Consider the following 21,365-nt stretch of genomic DNA (forward strand, 5'->3'; position numbering starts at 1 on the left):
TCCTAAACCTTTAACTGCTTGTGTGGGTCATTGATCATGGTCTCGGCGACAATGTCGCGGACACGGCAGTCCTCACACATGGAAAGGCGTTTGATGGCATCCTCCTGAAAATGGCTGTGACCACGCAGCTTCTCTATCAGCATGTTGACCATAGAAGCCGGTGCGAACGGTTTGCCGCAACTGATGCACTCAGCGGCAGCTTCCTGGTGAAGCACTGTTCGGGTTTGGCGCGCTGTAGTATCCCAGTTAAAACGTGGTTCAAGCGAAATCACGGACTCAGGACACGCCGATTCACACAAACCACACTGCACGCAATCCTGTTCGCGGAATGTCACACCGGGACTGTTGCCGACAGCCTGCATTGCCGTGGTTGGACATACCGCCACACAGCTCATACATAAGGTGCAATCGTCAGTTTTAATACTGACAAGGCCATAAGGTGCACCTTGAGGGACAGCGGAAATGGACGGTGCTGCTTGAGCTGCCGCTGCCAATGCATCGAGCGCTGCACAAAGCTTGTCACGCTTGCTGCCAGTGAGCTTTTCTTCAAGGGTCAACAAGGGTTCAGACGCGAGCGGCAAAGAGGGCAGAGCCGCCATGTCCACCAATGTGACGCGGGAAGCGTCAATGCCAATATCGCCAAGCAGCGCAGAGACGACGACCAGTTCCTGTTCCAAAACCGCCAGGGTTTTGCTGTGCAATTGCGGGGTTTTCGCCAGTACCACTTGCGTTGCTCCGTATGCCAGAGCGCACAGCCAGATTTCGGCGCCTACAGATGCAAGCTCTTCAAGACGGACAGGGATCACGCGGCTTGGCAACTGTGCCAGCGCATCAGACAGTGCGGTTTCGTCGCTGTCAGCGTAGAACAATACCACCGGGGCTTTGCCGCCTTGCTCGCGGTAATGCATGAGTAAATCAAACACAAAATGCTGAGTGGTGTCCGGCTCAGGCAGCGCATAGCTGATGGCTTCCGTCGGACAGGCCGTCGCACACGACCCCATGCCCTGACAAAGATACGGATTGATGGTAATAGCTTTGTTCACCACACTCAGCGCATCTGCCGGACAGGCGTCGATGCACCGCGTACAACCATCAAGACCACTCCGGGTATGGGCGCAGCGGTTGTTATCCAGTTTGAAAAATTTAGGTTTGTCGAACGTGCCAATGGTTTCTGCTGCCGCTTCCAGCGCTTCTTCTTCGCTTGCCAAGCCGCGGCCTACGGCGTAATACCCAAGCGGTGGTAGCTCTGCTGTGTGAATGCCGCCCTCGGTCAAATCCACCACTAAATCAAAATGCTGTCTGCCCGAAGCTATCTGCGCTAAATTCTCACGAGAAGCGTCACTGACCGAAAGCTTCGCCGGGACAGACACCTGAAAGGCCCCCAGGAAACCTTCGATGTTCATATCACTGGCGTAATAGAGCGGAAGAGCACCCTGCGCTTCACTGCCGTCATTGCACAAAAGCACCATCCGATCTTTGATGGCATCCGGAGCAGCTGCAACAAAGGAAGCGATCTGGGCGGCGTTTCCCACCACCAGCGTCAATCCGCTACTCTCAAAACTGACTGTCGGTGGGATCAGGTTGGCGAGGGACACCGTGTTTTGCAAAGCACGTAGCCGCGCCAAACCGTCGGTATCGATTTGCGTTTCAAGGCGTTGGGTTAGCGTCATCGTTGTTGTAGTTGTCGACATAGTTCCAGTATTCGTTTCTGTAGCCATATATCCTGCTGTCCTAGCGAGTTCCTTCAAAAGCGGGTTCACCACAGCCCTTAACATCGGTTTGGGGCGCAAGGCATTGTGTTGAAAAAGTGACCCGCACACTGTTTGGCTTTTACAGACAATCAGTTAGCTACACGGTTGACGTCGTCACTCTCTTTAGAGCAAGTAGCGAACCAGCTTTGAAGGAAGAAAAATGACCTAAACGGAGTCAAGATCCGTCTGAATTAGTAACCACAAAATAAATTGGGACAATTTGTCCCAATCACTAAGACAATTTGTCCCCTTTTTCTTCATGGGTACTTTTTGTCTCACTATCTGGCGTTGCCTCATCACCGCCACCGTTTTCTTCTAGCGGCTCATCAGCAGTCACCTTTGCCATCGCCTCTTGATCCGGTTCGGGCTCTTCTGCCGGTTCGAGTTTCTCTTTGGTCCACTGGCGCAAGCTTTGTGCGACTTCCGCACTCAGGGTTTCACGGTTGGTGTAGTCAAAGTCGTAATCGTTCATGCCATCGCGGATGTTGTAAGCTTCGCTGTGAAAAAGCTTACGAAGCGCAGCCTTCTTCACTTGGGAAGAAACCCCTTTTGCCAAAAACGCTGACGCTGAGTCACCCTCTTTCAGACGTTCCACGTCCTCCATGGATGGTTGGGGTTGCTGCTCATCATCGGTTTCAGGTGATACCGTTTCTGCAGATGGCCGATCGGCGTTTTCGGCCACAACTTCCGTAGCAGGCTCCAAAAACTCAGCCGTTTCATCCGTCCCTTCGCGGGTTTGCTCCTGTTTACGCTTCGACCAACGGTGGAGAAAAGAATCAGTTGCCACTCGCCCTCCCCGCGCCTTTACGCTTTTTCTTCCTCACTTCCAAAAGCTCGCCATGCCGGCCGATAAACGCTTCCATCCAGGCTTGTACCGGCAAAGGCATAGGTTCGGAAATCACCAGATAATCACCATCCATGTAGCTGGCAGCACAGGTCTGCGAGGCAGTAACTTTAAGAGGTTTGAGGCTTTCGTCTTCCTCGACTTCGAACACGAAAAATAGGTGGGGGTCACGGGAACTGAGGTTGAATCGGTAGTCGGTGCGTTCATCCTTGAACAGTTCAAGCGGGAGGGAGTATTGCGACGCCTGACATTCCTCTTCTTCGCGTGGCAGGTGGAGATTATCCAGCGACCAGCGGCGGGTTTTCCAGCGCCCGACATCAACGTCTGAGGCTTTAAGATCAAATTGGGTTAACCAGAACTGGGGATTTTTTACTTCATCACTCACACACTTCACTCCTTGTTGTGCCCGGCGTCGAGAGATCTGGCGTCGGTTTATTTTGAATTCGTTATCTGAAGCTCTTCATCTGTACAAAGCAAAACACATACCATTAGCAGTAACTTGGAACAGGATTTGCACACCGGTTTTTAAGAATGTATACCCAATCAAACTGAAGCCACTGAGCTGAGATTGTTTGGGTTGGAGAACGGCTCCTTTTTAAAAGACGCACACCACCACCCAGAAGGATGACGGGTAGATGACCCAACCTAAAATTATTCAGACACAATCCGACATTCCGCAAACTATCGACGTCACCGTTTACGATGAATATGGTGAAGCACAGACCAAACAAATCGCCTGTGAGCGCGCCCTGACGGTCTACCTGAACTGGAAAGAGATTGTCACCTTGATGACGCTCGGCGCCCGGCCGGACAAACTGGTACTGGGCTATCTGAAAAATCAGGGGCTGATCAACGATGTTGAGTTACTTGATTCAATCATTATCGACTGGGAAACCCAGTCTGCTGCCGTCGTGACCGCAGAGCAAAACGACGACATCGATGCCACCCTTGCCAAGAAGACGGTCACCTCCGGTTGCGGCCAGGGCACTATGTTCGGCAACGTGATGAAAAAGCTGGAAAACATCACCCTGCCCCAACCTCGCATTACCCAATCATCTTTATACGGATTGCTGGAAGCACTGACACACCACAACGACACTTACAAAGCAGCCGGTGCCGTGCATGGCTGCGCGGTGTGCCGTGGCACCGAAATCCTTTCCTTTGTGGAAGATATCGGCCGCCACAATGCCGTGGATACGCTGACCGGCGAAATGTGGCTGAAGGGTGAAACCGGTGATGACAAGATTTTCTACACCACCGGCCGCCTGACTTCGGAGATGGTGATCAAAGTGGCGCAGATGGGGATCCCAGTATTGCTGTCCCGTTCCGGTGTTACCCAGATGGGCTACGATCTGGCTCAGCAACTCGGTATCACCATGATTGCCCGTGCCAAAGGGCACCGTTTTCAGGTTTTCAACGGTGCGGATAACATCGAATTTGACGTCAAAGGCAGCGTGGAATGAGCGACTTCCCTGACTTTATGAATGCCCGTCAGGTCGCGGAATACCTCGACCTGAACGAAAAGAAGGTATACAGCCTCGCCAATGACGGCGTTTTGCCTGCCACCAAGGTGACGGGCAAATGGCTGTTCCCCAAAAGCCTGCTCGACCGCTGGCTGATTGAATCCAGTCACAATGGCGTGTTTAACGACAGGCTTTTGATTGCAGGCTCTGATGACCCTTTGCTGCAGCACATTGTGAGTAAAATGGCTAACGTATTGGGAAGCTCAGCCCTGGTGGGATATACCGCCACCGGCACCAAGCAGGGACTGTCGATGCTGGAAAAAGGCCATGTCGATATCTGTGCCATACACTGGGGGAATGCGGAGGAAGCACGCCTTCGCCACCCCGCCCTTATCCAGCAATACGCTGGGCATAAAAACTGGGTACTCCTCCACGCTTTTGAGCGCCAGCAGGGACTGATTGTACGCCCGGAGCTTTCCGAGCAATTAAATGACCCGCACCATTTCACCCAAAAACAGTGGCGATGGGCAGGACGCCAGGACGGCGCTGGCAGTTTGCGTGCGATGGAAGAATGGCTGTTTCGGAACGGTCTGACGCGGGAAATGCTCAATACCGTGATTGTCTGTTTGAATGAACGTGAACTGGGCTCCGCAATAGCGCGCGGTGCGGCGGATATCGGCTTTGGCAGCCAGAGTGCAGCCGGGGAGTTTGGCCTTGCTTTCCACCCGATTGCCAATGAAGCTTTCGAGCTGGTGATCCCGAAAAACATCTACTTCCGCGCTTTGGTGCAGCAGCTTATCCAACATTTGGATGACGACGACATCGTACGCCAAAGTGAGCAATTTGGAGGGTATAACCTGCAACAGGCAGGTAAACAGATGTGGGCGGCCAGCTAAGAGCCAGCCTTACCATCACACCACATTCAGTGCAGAGACATCTTCATCCGACTGGATTTTCTCACGAAGATACAGGGTAAACGTCGTCCCTTCCCCAAGGGTAGAATCCACTTTGATCTCTCCGCCCAATCCACTGACGATACCTTGGGTTACCGCCAGCCCAAGCCCGGTTCCTGAGCGACGGGTGGTGAAGAATGGATCGAAGATTTTGGTCAGGTTTTCGTTGGCAATTCCGCAACCAAAATCCTGCACCGAGATTTTCGCCCCTTGCGCTTTGCCCGCGTCATCCAGCCAATCTTCTGAACGAATGATAAGACGGCCTTTATTTTCCATGGCGTGAATGCCGTTCATCTGCAGGTTTACCAGCACCTGTAGCAATTGGTGGCGGTTGATTTCTACGCTGCAGGTTGCATGCAAATCTGTAACAATTTCGACATCCTGCTTCTGGGTGCCAGAGCGCACCAGGGTGACACTTTCTTTGATCACCGGATTGACGTGTTGCCAGGTGATTTCATCCTGCACCCCGCCGTGACGGCTGTATTGCAGCAGGCTTCGGGTAATATTCCGGATTCGGTCAATCTGTGCCAAAACCGCACTCATTTCCTCCGATACCAACTCTGCATTCTGCCCCAGCTCGTATTCCATCAACTCGATATTGCCGAGTATCACAGCTGTCGGGTTATTGATCTCATGGGCAATGCCCGCCGTCAGTTCCCCTAGCGCCGCCAGCTTTTCATTTATCAGCAGTTTGCTTCGGGTCTGTTCCAGCAAAGTGATGTTCTGACGCAATTCTTCGGTGGTTTTGTGCAGGCTGGCGGTGCGCTCCTCCACTTTATTTTCAAGTTCAGTGGCGCTTTGGCGAATCGCTTCATTTTGCTGCTTAAGCTGGTCAAGCATGGTGTCAAACTGACGCGCCAAAATGGCGAGTTCATGTTGGGGATCTAAACCCAGTTTTCCAATCCGTGCATCCTGCTCGAACCGCACCAGACGCACCAGACGCACGACGCGGTGGATTCGCTCTATAGGACGGAACAGATCTTTTGCGCCCCGGTATACCAAAAAGCCAGAAACCAGCAGCGTGAGGATAACGCCGATACCCAGCTCCACCAGATTGGTGAGATAGCGGCTGATCAGCGGCCATTCCAGAAAACCGGTGTAAAGCATGCCGATGACGTTATTGTTGAAATCGCGGATAGGTTTGTAAGCGGAGATGTACCAGGCATCGTAAACAAAGGCGCGGTTAACCCACTCCTCGCCATCTTTCAATACGGTTTCCCGCACTTCATCTGAAACCCGGGTACCGATTGCGCGGCCAAACTTGTTTTCGCTGTCGAGCGGTACGTTGGTACTGACACGGATATCGTCCAGAAAAAGGGTCACCGTACCGACACTGTTCGCCGGTAACGTGCCCTCAGGGAATACCAGATCGCGTATTTTATCCACCAACTCAGTACTATTGTTCAGCAGGATCCCACCATCAATGATCCATTCAAGTTCACCGTTTTCATTGGCGATCGGCAACAGGCTGCGGCTGATAAGCCCGCGGGATTCCACTGTCTGCTCAGAAAGCAAGGGGATCTCGGCACGGGCGGAAAGATCCGGGGAGATCGCATCCAGCTCAATCGCGGACATTACCTGGAAAAAGGTACGCTCTTCGCCCAGTAGCAGCGGTTGGCGAAGGGATTGGGGGAGACGATCGATGTCGCTTGCAGGATAGACAGCCAGAAAATCCACATCGTATTTGTCAGCGCGCGATTGCGCCCAACGCAGCATATCACCGGGGCTTTGCTTTATTTGGTTATGAAAGTCATAGGAATCGGCAATCGCATGCAATTGCCCGCGCTGCTCACGTTGCAGAACTTCCATACTGTTGCTGGCGACGGCCAGATCCGCTTTGACACCCGAGAGCGCACTTTTCCAGGAATAGGCAAGCGTCCAGTACAAAGTGAGGGCCATCAACGCCATCAGGGTGATGATGATCGGCACTGAAGTCAGCGCTAACAGGCGATAACGCACCATGGTACGAAAGCGCTGTCGCCATTTGTTCAGCCAGCTCATCCCTGCGCCTCCATGCCGTTACTCGTCCTGCCACTCTTTAAATTTACGCTCCAGCGTTTTTCTTGCCACGCCAAGTTGACGTGCCGCTGCCGATTTATTCCCTTCGTGTGAGGCGACCACTTTTTCGATATGTGAACGCTCCACATCTTTCAGCGGCCACTCCAGCGGGTAACCGTCCCCTCCCGACACAGCCAGAGTCACCGGGGCAAAACTGTCTTCCTGTTGCACCTCGCCGCCTGTCCAGTGGCGCAATTCCGGTTTACCTAACAACACGGCACGTTCAACGGTATTTTTCAGCTCGCGGATATTCCCCGGCCAGTCATATCCCTGCATTGCGGCCACTTCTTCAGATGACCAGACAACCGGTTTGAGACCCATTTCCCGCGCCAGTGAATCTGAGAAATGGTTGAGGAGCAGGGCAATATCCTGGGTGCGCTCGCGCAGCGGCGGCAGTTCCAGCGAAAGAACATTGAGGCGATAGAAGAGATCTTTACGAAATCGACCCAGCTCCACTTCCTGATGCAAGTTACGGTTAGTGGCCGCCACAATGCGCACATCCACACTGACTTCCCGCTCTGCCCCTACCGGACGGATGGTTTTTTGCTCCAGGGTGCGAAGGAGTGATGCCTGCATCGACAACGGCATCTCGCCAATTTCGTCCAAAAACAGGGTGCCTTTGTCGGCGACACGGAACAGGCCGTCTTTGTTTTTACGCGCGCCGGTAAAAGCGCCGGAAACGTGGCCAAACAGCTCGCTTTCCAGAAGCTCAGGTGCAATCGCGCCACAGTTAAGCGGGACAAAAGGCCCGGTGCGGCCACTTAGCGAATGAAGGGCACGGGCAACCAGCTCTTTGCCGGTGCCGGACTCCCCTTCAATCAACACTGCTGCAGGTGACGGTGCCAGGCGGGATACCATCTCACGCATCGCCTGGGTTTTGGGTGCTTCACCGATAATATCAACCGGAAAAGAGCGCGCGACATCACGTTGCAGGGCGACATTTCGTCGTTCCATCATACGTTTATCCAGACAGCGCTGAACCGACTGCAGCATTTGTTCGAGGTTAAAAGGCTTGAGAATGAAGTCTGATGCACCCGCACGCAGCGCTTTAATGGCCGTTTCCAGCTCGGCGTAACCCGTCATAAAAATAATGTCGCTGCGGCGCTCATCATCCGTAAAGGCTTCGTGCCAATCAATGCCCGACCGGCCCGGAAGGTTAATGTCCACTATCAGTAAATCGAAATGGTTCCGCTGGCGCAGCGCTTCCGCTTCTTCCAGCGACGAGGCGGTTTCCACTTGGGTTAGTTTTTTCGATAACGCTTTATTGAGGATCGCCCGCATGCCAGGTTCGTCATCAACCACCAGCGCGGAAAAACCAAATTGCTGCAATGCATCCTTCATACAGTCAAAAGCCTATTAATTTTGAGCAGTTAAATCCCAGAGGACTCTTTGTTCCATCATACATGGGACATTTTGACTCAGTCCAACCCTCATGAACTGTGAGCATGCATAAAAAATTGGTCAAACGCACAATATTTGATACAGAAAAGCGTTAATATTCAACCTCTTAATTTAAGCCTATATCTGATTGAAATTTTGGCATTTTTGTTGCTTTGTCCACAATTCAGCCCACCCTGCGGTTTGTGGTGTGCGACTTAGTCAGTTATTTCAACGTCAGGAAGACAACATGCGTATTATAAAAAACATCACTACCTTTGCACTTCTCTCTTTATTCGCGTCCTTCTCCGTCACCGCCGCAGACATTGTTCGCCTCGCGACCACCACCAGCACCTATCACTCCGGGTTACTGGATTATCTGGTTCCCGAATTTAAAAAAGAATCCGGATACGACATCCAGATCCTGGCTGCAGGTACCGGTAAAGCCCTCAAGATGGGTGAAAACGGCGATGTGGATTTGGTCATGACCCACGCGCCAAACGCGGAAGCAGCGTTTGTCCAGAAAGGCTTCGGCGTATTACCCCGTGGCCTGATGTACAACGATTTCGTGCTGGTTGGCCCGGTTGCTGATCCTGCCAACGTTAAAGGCGGCAAAGATGTGGCATCAGCACTGGCAAACATTGCCAAAGCCAATGCGGATTTTGTTTCTCGTGGTGACGATTCCGGCACTCACAAGAAAGAGCTGCTGCTGTGGAAAGCGGCTGGCATGTCACCGGAATTTGCAGCTTATAAAGCAGTAGGCCAAGGCATGGGACCAACTCTGACCATGGCAAACGAGCTGCAAGGCTACACCCTGACTGACCGCGGCACCTGGCTGGCGTATGCAAGCAAGCTGGATCTGGATGTTCTGGTTGAAGGTGACAAGCGTCTGTTTAACCCTTACCAAGTAATTTTGGTAAACCCAACCCGCTACCCGGATGCCAACTACCAAGGTGCGAAACTGTTCAGCGACTGGCTGGTCAGCCCGAAAGCACAAGCGATGATCAACGACTTTAAAGTGAATGGTCAGCAACTGTTCGTGGCGGATGCAGGCTAATGGAAATACTGGAAACAACCCGACAAGCCGTATCCCTTCTGTTGAGCGCTGATGTCACGCTCTGGGGGATCGTCGGTGTGTCGTTTTCAGTGTCTCTTTTTGCCATTGGGCTGGTGATCCTGCCAGCCCTGTTGCTCAGCTTTGCACTGGCTTACTGGCAGGTGCCGGGAAAGTGGTTCGTGCTCTCCATCATCAATACCCTGCAATCCGTACCGACCGTGGTGATCGGCTTGCTGCTTTACATGATGCTGTCACGTGCAGGCCCTCTCGGGGACTGGAAAATGCTGTTTACCCAAAAAGCGATGATTTTGGGGCAAGTGCTGATTGCCATGCCTATTCTGGTTTCCATGATGCACGCCGCGTTTCAAAACAGTGACCGCCGCGCATGGGAAACCGCCTATACATTGGGGGCGTCAATGCCCCGTGCGATGCTGACCTTAATGTGGGAAATCCGTTTCCCCTTGCTAGCCGCGGTGATCACTGCATTCAGCCGGATTATCACCGAGGTGGGCTGCTCTATGATGGTGGGTGGCAACATCCTGAATTACACCCGGAATATCCCCACCGCTATCGCACTCGAAACATCCAAAGGTGCATTCGCCCAAGGCGTTGCGCTTGGCATGGTATTGCTGGTTCTGGCACTGACCATGAATTTCTTTATCAGTTTTGCCCGTGGCAACGGCCATTTACGAACGAGCTAGGGACAGCTATGAGTCAGGTTACGTTGGAAGCTATCGATCTCTCCGTGAAGTACAAGCAGCGGCTGCTGTTCCACATTCCCTCGCTGAAGATCAATCCGGGTGACGCCATTTACCTGACTGGGCAAAACGGCATCGGGAAAACCACACTGCTGAAAGTGCTGGCAGGCATCCAAAAGCCGACCCATGGCACATTAAACCTTAAACACCCCTCGCTACTTCAGCGCCTTGCTGGCTTTTCTGGCCAAAGCGGTGTTATTTACATGCATCAGGCTCCCTACCTGTTTGACGGTACCGTGGCGGAAAACGTAGCGTATGGGCTGAAGCGAAAGCATTTTTGTCAAAAAACCTGTCGCCAGATTACAATGCAGGCGCTGCGCAAAATTGGGCTGGAAAGCTTAAGCCGGGAACATGTTTCACTGCTTTCGGGCGGTGAAAAACAGAAGGTAGCCATGGCAAGGGCATGGGCGCTGAATCCCTCTATCCTGCTGATGGATGAGTCCTGCGCTAACCTTGATCCCGATGCCATCGACGCACAAAAAGTCATGGTGGAAGATCTGTTGGAGCGAGGCGCAAGCCTGGTGATCACCAGCCACCACCCCAACAAGCTGACAGCCTGTTGCAATCAAGAGTGGCTGATTGAAAACCAGCGGCTCATCCACAAACCTAAACTCAATATTATCGACAAGGACAACCATGCATTCGCTTCCTGATACTTTGTGGGTCATTCTTGCCGGCGGCCAGGCCAGGCGCATGGGTGGCCAGGACAAGGGGCTGGTCAGCCTCAATGACAAGCCGCTGATTGATTACGTCTATCACCGCCTGCATGAGCAAGGCGCAACGGTGGCAGTAAATGCCAACCGCAACCAGGATATTTATGGGAAATACGGACAGGTTTTTGGTGACGTCATCGAAAACTTCCCAGGCCCGCTGGGTGGCATTCACGCCGCCATGGCACAACTGAACGCCGAATGGTATGGCTTCGTTCCTTGCGACTGCCCTAACCTCCCACATAACCTGCTGGAAAAAATGTACGCCGCAATCGATGCCGGGACAGAAATTGTGGTCGCTCACGACGGGGAATCTGTCCAACCGGTTGTCACTATGTATAAACGCGACGTGTTTGAACGCCTGGAGAATTTCCTCAATAACGGCGATCGCAAAATCGTGCTGCTATACGACATCTGCAATACCGTGTTTGTCGATTTCAGTGAAGAGCACGATGCATTCGTGAACCTCAATACGCCTGATGAATTGCAAAAGTACGGAGCGCTTTCATGAGTTTTTCCAACTGCTCACTGCCGGTTTTAGGTTTTGCCGCATTCAGTGGCACTGGAAAAACAACCTTGCTTGAACAGCTGATCCCCCTGCTTGTGGAATCAGGCATCCGCATTGCCATGGTCAAGCATGCCCACCACGACTTTGATGTCGACAAACCGGGCAAAGACAGCTTCAGGCTGCGAAAAGCCGGTGCGGAGCAGATGCTTATCAGCTCGCGACGCCGCCATGCCCTGATGACCGAAACAGCTGATGGTGAATACAGCCTGAACCAATTACTTAACCGTCTCGACCAGACCCGTGCGGACTTGGTATTGGTGGAAGGCTTTAAACACGAGCGCTTCCCGAAAATTGAACTGCACCGTGAAACGCTGGGTAAGCCTTGGTTGTTCCCGGACGACAGCAACATCGTTGCCGTCGCCTGTGACTCACAGCCTGCTACTGCCCTGCCACGACTCGATATCAACAACATTACCGCTATCCGTGATTTCATCCTGCGCTGGATGGAAGGCCACAAAGCTCAGACAGCCACCTGCGATTCCCTTTCTCCGACGATGCTTTCCGTGGATGCTGGCCGGGAAAAAATCCTGACAGCCCTGAATGAACCCACCGCGAAAGCGTGGTTGCCACTGGAGGCATTGCACGGACAGGTATTGGCAGAAGATGTGGTCGCGCCTGTCAATGTGCCTTCAAGTACCAATTCGGCCATGGACGGGTACGCTATCCGCAGCGACGACATTGGCCGCGACCGTTACCGGATTGTCGGTGAAGTTTTCGCGGGACACCATTACAGAGAAACACTGAACCAAGGTGAATGCGTCCGCATCATGACCGGTGCGCCAGTGCCGCAGGACGCTGATACCGTCATTATGCGTGAACAGGCGACCGTGGACGGTGATCTCGTCCGCTTCGATACCAGCAAAGGGGCAGTGCGCGCGGGTCAGAATGTGCGTCAGGCAGGTGAAGATCTGAAATACGGCGCGACTGTCTTTTCTGCAGGCAGCCGCATGAACGCTGCCTCTGTCGGCATGATGGCATCCCTTGGCATGGACAAAGCGTGTTGCTTCAAACCCATCAAAGTGGCGCTATTTTCAACCGGTGACGAAGTGCAGGCACCGGGGACTGAAGCAAAAGAAAACTGCATCTACGATGCCAACCGCTTTACGCTTCGCAGCTTATTGGAACAACTTGGCTGTGAAGTTTTGGATCTCGGTATTATCGAGGACAGCGAGCAGTCGCTGACGGACACCCTGACCAACGCCATGGAAAATGCCGATATGGTGATGTCTTCCGGTGGTGTTTCCGTGGGCGATGCTGATTACATTAAAACGGTTTTGGCTAACCTTGGTGACATTAACTTCTGGCGCGTGAATATGCGCCCAGGCAGGCCTTTGGCATTTGGTAAATTAGGCGACACCCCCTTCTTTGGGTTGCCGGGAAATCCGGTAGCGGTAATGGTGACATTTCTGCAATTTGTGGAACCGGCTATCCGGAAAATGCAGGGTGATAAGTTCTGGCAACCGCAGCGTATTTCAGCCATCACACAGGAAAAAATACGCTCCCGCCTGGGCCGAACCGAATATACCCGTGGGATTTATTCCATCGGGGCAAATGGTCAACTGGAAGTGCGCTCCACAGGCTCTCAGGGTTCAGGCATTTTACGCTCCATGTATGAAGCCAATTGCCTGATTGAAGTGTCACCGGAAGTGGAAAACGCTGAAACCGGCGACCGGGTAACCATTATCCCTCTGGCTTCGAGACTTTAAAATCTCAACAACAGAAACAAAAATGCCGCTGAAAAATTCAGCGGCATTTTTTATTTCTTGCGAGTGGGGTTACTTACCCAACGCCTCTTTGTAATGCATACGGCAAACAGATTCATAGCGGTCATTACCGCCAATCACTACCTGAGCACCATCTGCAATCGCATTGCCATCGGCATCAGTCCGGATAACCATATTCGCTTTACGGCCACAGTGACAAATGGTTTTCAGCTCAACCAATTTGTCAGCCCAGGCTAACAAATATTGTGCGCCTTCAAACAGTTCACCACGAAAATCTGTACGTAATCCGTAACAGAGTACCGGGATGTGCAGCTTATCGACGACTTCGGTAATTTGGTAAACCTGCTCTTTGGTCAGGAACTGGCATTCATCAATCAGCAGACAATCCACTTTGGTGTTGGTGGTGATATCACACACTGCCGCATAGATATTATCTTCTGGCCCGTACAATTGCGCATCTGCCTGCAAGCCGATTCGGGAGCTGACTTTGCCGGTACCGTAACGGTCATCAATTGCAGCCGTGAAAATCAGCGGATTCATGCCGCGTTCCTGATAGTTAAACGATGACTGCAAAAGCGTGGTCGACTTACCTGCATTCATTGCAGAGTAATAGAAATACAGCTGAGCCATTAGGTTCTCCCGAAAATAAGACCGCAGCATGCTACCGAAAAACAGGCGACGGTAAAAGCGACATGCGCTGCGAATAAGAAGAAAAAAGCCTCCCACTAGGGGAGGCTCTGAAAATCAAAGAGCTGGCAGATTACGCAAGTTTACCCGGGCGGCGTGAAAGCCAACCAAACAAAGCACACACCACCACAAAGGCACTGCCACCCGCCAGCAGTGAAATGCTCAGCGAATCGGTAAAGCCCAGAACCAGGTAACCTACAGCAGCAACGGCAGCAGTCGCCAGCGCGTACGGCAACTGGGTTGAAACGTGGTCAATGTGGCCACAACGGGCACCGGTAGATGACAAGATAGTGGTGTCAGAAATAGGTGAACAGTGGTCACCGAATACCGCACCAGCCAGCACTGCAGACAACATTGGCAACATCATAGCGATGTCTGTTGCGCCAGCCAGATCGCCTGCGATTGGCAGCATAATGCCAAACGTGCCCCAGGAAGTACCGGTAGAGAACGCCATCGCAGCAGAGATCAGGAACAACAGAACCGGCAGCAGCTGAGGCGACAGGTTGCCCTGGATCAGGGTCGACAGGAATTTACCGGTCGCCATATCACCTATCACGTTGCCAATCGTCCATGCAAAAAACAGGATCAAGATGGCACCGAACATCGATTTCGCACCCACCCAGGTGGTACGCGCAACATCGGCAACCGGCAAGCCTTGTTTGAATACAGTGATCAATGCAGACAGCAGACCCATTGCACCACCATACAGCAATGACATGCCTACATCGGTATTTTCAAATGCACCAAGAACAGAGAAGGCTTTACCGTCGGCTTCGAGCACTTGCGCACCGGAAAACACCATCCAGGACATGGTCGCAACAACCAGCACCACGATAGGAATGATCAGATCAGACACACGGCCTTTTTCGCTTTCTACGATACCCAGTTCATCATCAATCGCCTGAACATGGTTCTCATCATCGCCCAGACGGCTGCCGGTTGATGCTTCATATTCAAAGCGGCGCATTGGACCCACATCCATCTGGAACCACGCAACAGCAAATACCATCGCCAGTGCGAAAACCGCGTAGAAGTTCATTGGGATCATGTGTGCAAATGCACTCAGCGGGCTGTATTCCGTCACACCGTGACTGACAAGAATGCCACCAATAACAGTAATGATGTACGCGCCCCAGCTCGAAGCCGGCATGATCACACACATAGGCGCTGCGGTTGAGTCCAGGATATACGCAAGCTTTGCACGGGAAACATGGAAACGGTCGGTCACAGGGCGGCTAATTGCACCCACAGCCAGGCTATTGAAATAGTCATCAACAAAAATGAATACGCCCAGGAATGCCGCCAGCAATTTTGCACCACGTTTGCTTTTCACGCGGCTTTGCGCCCATTCAGCAAACGCACGCGTACCACCAGAAAGGGTCAGTAGCGCAGTGATCGCACCGAGTAGCATCAGGAATGCCACAATGCTCATATTCCAGGTGTTAATGCTGCCATCATCAACAAAAAGGCCGAACACCAGATTGCTTAAATAAGAGGTTGTCGATGTCAGCGAGAAGTCGTTAAGCAAGAGTGCGCCTGAGAGAATACCCAGACCCAGCGAGAGCAGAACGCGGCGTGTGATAATGGCCAAACCCAGCGCCAAAACGGCGGGCAGCACAGATAAAGAAGATGTGGAAAAATCGACTAAGTTCATGATCTCTATATCAACCTATACGGTTGGAGATCTACTGCAGAAATGGAAAACCAGATTTGAGCTAAGGCAATGGTAAACACATTAATTTAATCCTACAGTAGCGCTCCATAGTTAAATCCCAATACTATGGCAGTGTTGTACCTATTCGGACACAACCCCAGCAGAATAGCCTGATAAGCGAACTTCTGCTTCGGCGCTATTTCCTTTCCTTCGTCCTCATTGGTATCACCCTAAGACGAAATACTCATAAACCGCGCACCTCTACGTGCATAATGCCAGCGTATTTTATGTGACATTTGTTGGTTTGCAATACAAAACAACAAACTTTTACAAACCACTCAAGAACCCGTCACACAATCATTACATGACGCATTGTTAACCAATTCCCAGCATAGTAACTCAAACATCGATGACGGATTTATTGTACAGATCACACAGAAATAGGTAATTGAATCCAACTAAAATGGGTCTGATTATTTTATATTTGCACTTTATTTAATTTCGATATCTAATACTCAAGATTAAAACGGATAAAATATTGCAAAGAATTAATTGTTCTTGCTATTCTTTATACGGCTATTAATTATTACAAACAAGAGAATAGGACTGGCATAATGTCTGATGCACTGAAAGTACTGTTAAACCTGCGCAGCCTGCGTGCCGTTGCGCGTGAACTTACTCTGGAACAACTACAAGAAGCGCTGGAAAAACTACAAGCTGTAGTTACAGAGCGTGAAGAATCTGAAGCAGAAGCTCGTGCAGCAGAAAAAGAGCGCGAAGAAAAGCTTGAGAAATACCGTGAAATGCTAATCAATGACGGTATCGATCCAGAAGAATTACTGGCAACGCTGGGTGGCACTAAGCCTAAATCTAAGCGTGCAGCTCGCCCTGCTAAATACAAATACATCGATGTAGACGGTTCAGAAAAAACTTGGACTGGTCAGGGCCGCACACCAAAAGTTATCAAAGATGCACTGGACTCAGGCAAGAAAATCGAAGATTTCCTTATCTAATCCTGTCTAAATGATAAAAACAAAAAAGGAGCTTTCGCTCCTTTTTTATTTATTTAAAATCGCCCCAAACTTCTCAGCATTGAGAGCGGATACCGTTTTTGATTCAGCCTTCAGGGCTTCACCTTTTCTAACCAAACTTAATGCGATCGGCCAAATGGCTTACGGCTAACGCAAAGTAATGCGAACGGTTCCATTTCATCAGGCTTTGATAATTACCATACACCAGGTAGCTTCGACCAAATTCATCATCAGGTTGAATAAGCCAAGCTTGAATATCCACATCCGGTAGCGGTGTATTATTCAATCGACGCACACCTAATGCCTGCCACTCTGCTAATGATTTTGCCTTTTCCTGACCAAGCCCTGACAAATCTTTATTGAATCCTTTTGGAACAGAAACCTGTCTGCCCCAAGTGTATTCATCATCCCAGCCGGCATTTTTTAAATAATTGGCAGAAGAGGCAAAAACATCAGCCTTGGTATTCCAAATATCTTTTTTACCATCAAGATCGCCATCGGCAGCAAACGAGATAAAAGAGCTTGGCATAAACTGACACTGGCCCATGGCGCCTGCCCATGACCCCTTCATATCTTTTGGTGAGATATGGCCTTGCTGCAAAATAGTTAATGCTGAAAAGACTTCATTGCGGAAAAAGGCTTCCCTACGGCCGTCATAAGCCAGAGTGGTCAAAGCCTCAACAACATTAAAGTTCCCCATAAGCGCGCCGAAATTACTTTCAACCCCCCAAAGGGCGACCAGAAAACGAGGCTGAACACCATAGGCTTCACCAATACGTTTTAAATCCGCGTAGTTTTCTTCATATAAACGACGCGCTTTAGCCACTTTCCAATCCGGTACCGCACGGGGAATATATTCATCCAGTGTCAGGCGTTTTTCCGGTTGGTTTCTGTCAGCTTTCACTGCGCGCTCACGGTAAGTAATGTCGGAAAAGGCCACATCCAGCAGCTCTGGCGAATAGCCCTTCTCACTGCCTTCCTTTTTTAGCCCTTCTATATAGGACTCAAAGCTAGGCTTCTCAGCCATGGCGGGCGCCGCCAGAGACAATGCAACCCCTATCAGGCTCCCAATTAATCCTTTACGCATAGCGCTCCTTTATAACTTGGTATTTTTTTGACGAATATGTTGCAACACCGCATCCGGCGGCGGAGGCAGTTGCAGATAAAAACCATCATTAGTGAGGTTTTCACGCACTTTCTTGATATCTGCAATCGCCAATTTTTCACGTTTGTCTAGATTGACCATCATGACAAACTGAGGGTTCCCGAAAGTTTGTAACAATTTCTCAGGCACCTCGCTGAAGTCATCTTTACGATTAATGTAAAGATAGGTCGATTCCTTTTTGCTGCTTTTATAAATTGCGCAATACACCTTGTACCTCTCATTCTGGTGTCTGAAATGTGACCATCTCAAACCATCATTTTTTATCCACTTCCCGATTAAGAGAAATCGCTTAGAAAATCGTAATGAATTCGGCGATTAAAGCACCACATCCCGTGTTGGCGCTTGCCGCAAAGATGCCATGAATATACCATGCAGAACACTGTCTGATAATGCACGTACGCCGCTTTATTCCCCGCGAATGCAAACCTTTACTTTCTGGTGACATAATTCGGGATTGAATGCGCTTTGCTGTTGTCATAACCATATACTGCGTGCCAGCTGGATAACGACCAATGACGAAAAACGCTGAACTCAAAGGCAGTTCATTTACTCTTTCTGTCCTTCATTTGATGGATGACAATCTCGACGGCGCAATGCAAATCCTGTCTGAAAAAGTCAGCCAGGCACCGGCATTTTTCGATGGCGCCCCTGTTGTCGTCGATATTTCCAGGCTCCATAACCAGCCGGACTTTGTCCAGCTTAAAGCAACCATCGAAAAAACCGGCATGTTGGTTGTTGGGGTAACTGGCTGTAAACAAAATGCCGTGCGTGAAGCAGCCCGTCTGGCAGGACTGGCCGTGATGCAGCCTGCCAAGCAGGCAGCAAGGGTAAATGAACCCCTGCAAACGCCTACCAAAGTGATCACCACGCCTATCCGTTCCGGGCAACAGGTTTACGCGAAAAATGCGGATCTGGTGGTATTAAATCACGTCAGTGCTGGCGCAGAAGTGATTGCTGATGGCAGCATTCACATTTACGGCGTTCTACGCGGCCGCGCTATTGCCGGTGCGAGCGGCCAAAACGAATCGCACATTTTTTGCCAGAACCTGCAGTCTGAGCTTTTGTCGATTGCAGGGACTTATTGGCTGAGTGAAACCATTCCGGAGCAGTTCGCTGCCCGACCGGTAAAAGTTTCGCTGCAAAACGACTCTTTAAATATTGAACACCTCACACTCTAATTTTCCAAAGGATTGAGGAATGACTCGAATTATCGTAATCACTTCCGGTAAAGGCGGCGTGGGCAAAACCACTTCCAGTGCTGCTATTGCTACCGGCCTTGCCCTTGCTGGCAAAAAAACCGCTGTTATCGATTTTGATATCGGTCTGCGTAACCTTGACCTGATCATGGGCTGTGAGCGCCGCGTGGTTTATGACTTTGTTAACGTCATCAACGGCGAAGCGAACCTGCACCAGGCACTTATCAAAGACAAACGTGTTGAAAACCTTTTCGTCCTGCCTGCATCGCAAACCCGTGATAAAGACGCACTGACCAAAGAAGGCGTTGGCCGTGTGCTTGAAGATATGAAAGCCATGGGCTTTGACTTCATTATCTGTGACTCCCCTGCAGGCATCGAAGCCGGCGCCCTGATGGCGCTGTACTTTGCAGATGAAGCCATTGTAACCACCAACCCTGAAGTCTCTTCCGTACGCGACTCTGACCGAATCCTGGGTATTCTTGATTCCAAATCACGCCGCGCTGAGAATGGTGAAGAGCCAGTGAAAACACACCTTCTGCTGACCCGCTACAACCCGGCGCGTGTAACACGTGGCGAGATGCTGAGCGTGGCAGACGTTGAAGAAATCCTGCGCATTCCACTGTTGAGTGTTATCCCGGAAAGCCCATCAGTGCTTCACGCCTCTAACAAAGGCGAGCCGGTGATCCTTGATAATGAATCTGACGCAGGTCAGGCTTACGCAGACGCGATCAGCCGTCTGCTAGGCAACGAGTGTCCTTTCCGCTTCCTGGAGGAAGAGAAGAAAGGCTTTTTGAAGCGACTGTTCGGGGGGTGATAAATGGCACTTCTGGAATTTTTCCGACCGAAAAAACAGGCATCCGCCTCACTGGCTAAAGAGCGCTTGCAGATCATTGTGGCAGAGCGCCGCAGTGCCGGAAGCCCTGGGCCTTCTTATCTGCCGCAGCTCAAGCAGGATATCCTTGAGGTGATCCGCAAGTATGTGGACATCGCACCGGAGCAGGTCTCTGTCGCCCTAGAGCAGCGCGATGACGATTTGTCGGTGTTGGAGCTTAACGTCACGCTCCCGGACGATAAGTAACCTTCTTTTGCTAGGATCTGTTGACCCTAGAGCAAATAAAAAACCGGCTTTCGCCGGTTTTTTTTACGCTTTGTCCAGTGCCGACAGCACTTTGTCTGCCAAGTAAGGCTTACGCCAGCCAGACAGGATATCCGGCATCTTTTCCGGGTTGCGGTCGTTGACCCACGCCCACTTCAGTACTTGGTGGATTTGCTTTTTGGAACCCACAAACTCAGGAACCACGCCTAGGTTTTCCGCAACTGCATTAGTCTGGTCTTTGATATTCTTAACCATTTGCTTGTAACCGGGCATATCTACTAGGCGTACGATCGCTTCAGGGTGACGGGACACCGGCAATTTATCCGCCTCCTGCGCCATACGGATCAGGCGGCTGCCATGGCGTTCAATCTCAAAACGGTCAAAACCTTCATCCGCCATTTTGTCCAATGAACGGATGTTGAAGCGCGCCATTTTCCAAAGATGCAGTTCTTTCACGACAAAGTTCAGGGCAAGGTCACGACGCTGTGCTTCCTTCAAACGCCAGCTTGCAAGCTTTTGCAATACCGCGAGTTGGTTCGGGCGCAGTTGCCAGGCATTTTTGATATCCAGATACGCTTTTTCCGGTTCCGGTGATTTCCCGCGTTTGCTCACTAGAAGTTCACACTCTTGAGTCACGGCCTCTTCCCAGCCTGAATCCGCAACACGTTCTGCCAGAAGGTTGTATAGCGGCAGCAGGTAGTAAACATCTGCCGCTGCGTATTCAAGCTGTTTTGACGTCAGCGGACGCGCACACCAGTCGGTTCTCGCCTCGCCTTTGTCCAGCGTCACAACCAGATACTCTTCAACCAATGATGCAAAACCGGTTGAAAGGCCGTGTCCCAAAAATGCTGCCATGATTTGGGTGTCCACCATCGGGGTTGGCATTACACCAAAGCAGTGGTGGAACACTTCCAAATCTTCACTGCAGGCGTGCAGCACTTTCTTCACGGAGGTGTCAGTCAACAGCGCGACAAACGGAGACATATCCTCCAGCTCAATCGGATCGATAAGCGACAGCGTCTCACCATCATAAAGCTGGATAAGACCCAGTCTTGGATAAAGCGTGCGGGTACGGACAAACTCAGTGTCCAGCATGACTACAGGCACTTGACGCGCCCTTTCGCACACGCGCTCAAGTTGGGAAAGCTCAGTTACAATTTCAAAATTCACGCTGTTTTCCAGTGTTTTTTGCCTGTCCGGCAAAGGAAAGTTCATAGGAAGCAAAAAGCAAACATGCCGGCCTGAGCCAGCATGTTTTCAAAGGCATAACCTC

21 protein-coding genes and 1 riboswitch are annotated in these 21,365 nt (G+C 51.1%); of the genes, 11 read left to right on the forward strand and 10 right to left on the reverse strand.

What is annotated here, in order from left to right:
* Positions 1-2 precede the first annotated feature (2 nt).
* The 3 genes from KU854_RS16805 to KU854_RS16815 all read right to left on the reverse strand — a co-directional run bounded on the left by KU854_RS16805 (position 3) and on the right by KU854_RS16815 (position 2,980).
* Positions 3-1,691 (reverse strand): 4Fe-4S binding protein, encoded by a 1,689-nt coding sequence (locus tag KU854_RS16805; RefSeq protein WP_218359582.1) that lies wholly within the window; start codon positions 1,689-1,691, stop codon positions 3-5.
* A 292-nt stretch (positions 1,692-1,983) separates the two neighbouring features.
* Complete coding sequence (locus tag KU854_RS16810) at positions 1,984-2,538, reverse strand: DUF3306 domain-containing protein (protein WP_218359583.1); 555 nt, start codon at positions 2,536-2,538, stop codon at positions 1,984-1,986.
* Positions 2,528-2,980, reverse strand: a complete 453-nt coding sequence (locus KU854_RS16815; protein ID WP_218359584.1) for a DUF3305 domain-containing protein — start codon at positions 2,978-2,980, stop codon at positions 2,528-2,530. Before KU854_RS16815 ends, KU854_RS16810 begins: the two co-directional genes overlap by 11 nt.
* A 250-nt stretch (positions 2,981-3,230) precedes the next feature.
* On the opposite strand from KU854_RS16815, the gene KU854_RS16820 reads away from it, so the two are divergent.
* Both KU854_RS16820 and KU854_RS16825 read left to right on the forward strand, forming a co-directional pair.
* On the forward strand, positions 3,231-4,058 hold the full coding sequence (locus KU854_RS16820; protein WP_054778790.1) for a formate dehydrogenase accessory sulfurtransferase FdhD: 828 nt from the start codon (positions 3,231-3,233) through the stop codon (positions 4,056-4,058).
* Complete coding sequence (locus KU854_RS16825; protein WP_218359585.1) at positions 4,055-4,954, forward strand: substrate-binding domain-containing protein; 900 nt, start codon at positions 4,055-4,057, stop codon at positions 4,952-4,954. The genes KU854_RS16820 and KU854_RS16825 overlap by 4 nt, the downstream gene beginning before the upstream one ends.
* A gap of 15 nt (positions 4,955-4,969) precedes the next feature.
* Here KU854_RS16825 and KU854_RS16830 read toward each other — a convergent pair whose 3' ends face one another.
* Both KU854_RS16830 and KU854_RS16835 read right to left on the reverse strand, forming a co-directional pair.
* A complete protein-coding gene (locus KU854_RS16830; RefSeq protein WP_218359586.1) occupies positions 4,970-7,012 on the reverse strand; it encodes a sensor histidine kinase in 2,043 nt (680 codons plus the stop codon).
* A gap of 18 nt (positions 7,013-7,030) precedes the next feature.
* Entirely contained in the window at positions 7,031-8,410 is a 1,380-nt protein-coding gene (locus tag KU854_RS16835; RefSeq protein WP_218359587.1) for a sigma-54-dependent transcriptional regulator, read from the reverse strand.
* A gap of 286 nt (positions 8,411-8,696) precedes the next feature.
* Here KU854_RS16835 and KU854_RS16840 point away from each other — a divergent pair, with 286 nt between their 5' ends.
* Genes KU854_RS16840 through KU854_RS16860 form a run of 5 tightly spaced genes read left to right on the forward strand, consistent with a single transcriptional unit; the run spans position 8,697 to position 13,245 of the window.
* Positions 8,697-9,503 carry an ABC transporter substrate-binding protein gene (locus KU854_RS16840; protein WP_218359588.1) on the forward strand — a complete coding sequence of 269 codons (807 nt, stop codon included), beginning with the start codon at positions 8,697-8,699 and terminating at the stop codon, positions 9,501-9,503.
* Complete coding sequence (locus KU854_RS16845) at positions 9,503-10,204, forward strand: ABC transporter permease (protein WP_218359589.1); 702 nt, start codon at positions 9,503-9,505, stop codon at positions 10,202-10,204. The genes KU854_RS16840 and KU854_RS16845 overlap by 1 nt, the downstream gene beginning before the upstream one ends.
* Positions 10,205-10,212: 8 nt before the next feature.
* A complete protein-coding gene (locus KU854_RS16850) occupies positions 10,213-10,914 on the forward strand; it encodes an energy-coupling factor ABC transporter ATP-binding protein (protein ID WP_218359590.1) in 702 nt (233 codons plus the stop codon).
* On the forward strand, positions 10,898-11,482 hold the full coding sequence (gene mobA / locus KU854_RS16855) for a molybdenum cofactor guanylyltransferase MobA (protein ID WP_218359591.1): 585 nt from the start codon (positions 10,898-10,900) through the stop codon (positions 11,480-11,482). The genes KU854_RS16850 and mobA overlap by 17 nt, the downstream gene beginning before the upstream one ends.
* A complete protein-coding gene (locus KU854_RS16860; RefSeq protein WP_218359592.1) occupies positions 11,479-13,245 on the forward strand; it encodes a bifunctional molybdopterin-guanine dinucleotide biosynthesis adaptor protein MobB/molybdopterin molybdotransferase MoeA in 1,767 nt (588 codons plus the stop codon). The genes mobA and KU854_RS16860 overlap by 4 nt, the downstream gene beginning before the upstream one ends.
* A 69-nt stretch (positions 13,246-13,314) precedes the next feature.
* Here KU854_RS16860 and KU854_RS16865 read toward each other — a convergent pair whose 3' ends face one another.
* Both KU854_RS16865 and KU854_RS16870 read right to left on the reverse strand, forming a co-directional pair.
* Entirely contained in the window at positions 13,315-13,893 is a 579-nt protein-coding gene (locus KU854_RS16865; protein ID WP_218359593.1) for a thymidine kinase, read from the reverse strand.
* Between the two features lie 130 nt (positions 13,894-14,023).
* Positions 14,024-15,604 carry a Na+/H+ antiporter NhaC family protein gene (locus KU854_RS16870; RefSeq protein WP_218359594.1) on the reverse strand — a complete coding sequence of 527 codons (1,581 nt, stop codon included), beginning with the start codon at positions 15,602-15,604 and terminating at the stop codon, positions 14,024-14,026.
* A 90-nt stretch (positions 15,605-15,694) separates the two neighbouring features.
* A riboswitch (Lysine riboswitch) is annotated at positions 15,695-15,876 on the reverse strand.
* Positions 15,877-16,218: 342 nt separating this feature from the next.
* On the opposite strand from KU854_RS16870, the gene KU854_RS16875 reads away from it, so the two are divergent.
* Positions 16,219-16,617, forward strand: coding sequence for an H-NS family histone-like protein (locus KU854_RS16875; RefSeq protein WP_054778786.1), 399 nt, complete (start codon positions 16,219-16,221; stop codon positions 16,615-16,617).
* Positions 16,618-16,744: 127 nt separating this feature from the next.
* Here KU854_RS16875 and KU854_RS16880 read toward each other — a convergent pair whose 3' ends face one another.
* Positions 16,745-17,722, reverse strand: coding sequence for a lytic murein transglycosylase (locus tag KU854_RS16880; protein WP_218359595.1), 978 nt, complete (start codon positions 17,720-17,722; stop codon positions 16,745-16,747).
* Positions 17,723-17,731: 9 nt separating this feature from the next.
* Positions 17,732-18,007: a YcgL domain-containing protein gene (locus KU854_RS16885; protein WP_054778785.1), complete on the reverse strand. Its 276-nt coding sequence runs from the start codon at positions 18,005-18,007 to the stop codon at positions 17,732-17,734.
* A 305-nt stretch (positions 18,008-18,312) separates the two neighbouring features.
* Between KU854_RS16885 and minC the strand changes: the two genes are divergently transcribed.
* Genes minC through minE form a run of 3 tightly spaced genes read left to right on the forward strand, consistent with a single transcriptional unit; the run spans position 18,313 to position 20,074 of the window.
* Positions 18,313-18,978, forward strand: coding sequence for a septum site-determining protein MinC (gene minC, locus KU854_RS16890; protein ID WP_218359596.1), 666 nt, complete (start codon positions 18,313-18,315; stop codon positions 18,976-18,978).
* 19 nt (positions 18,979-18,997) lie between these two features.
* The gene (gene minD, locus KU854_RS16895) at positions 18,998-19,810 is read left to right on the forward strand and encodes a septum site-determining protein MinD (protein ID WP_218359597.1); all 813 of its coding nucleotides are present in this window, start codon (positions 18,998-19,000) and stop codon (positions 19,808-19,810) included.
* 3 nt (positions 19,811-19,813) lie between these two features.
* A complete protein-coding gene (gene minE / locus KU854_RS16900; RefSeq protein WP_218359598.1) occupies positions 19,814-20,074 on the forward strand; it encodes a cell division topological specificity factor MinE in 261 nt (86 codons plus the stop codon).
* A gap of 63 nt (positions 20,075-20,137) precedes the next feature.
* Here minE and rnd read toward each other — a convergent pair whose 3' ends face one another.
* Positions 20,138-21,262 carry a ribonuclease D gene (gene rnd, locus KU854_RS16905; protein ID WP_218359599.1) on the reverse strand — a complete coding sequence of 375 codons (1,125 nt, stop codon included), beginning with the start codon at positions 21,260-21,262 and terminating at the stop codon, positions 20,138-20,140.
* Positions 21,263-21,365 lie beyond the last annotated feature (103 nt).

The sequence above is a fragment of the Enterovibrio paralichthyis genome (assembly GCF_019209835.1).
Classification (GTDB): domain Bacteria; phylum Pseudomonadota; class Gammaproteobacteria; order Enterobacterales; family Vibrionaceae; genus Enterovibrio; species Enterovibrio paralichthyis.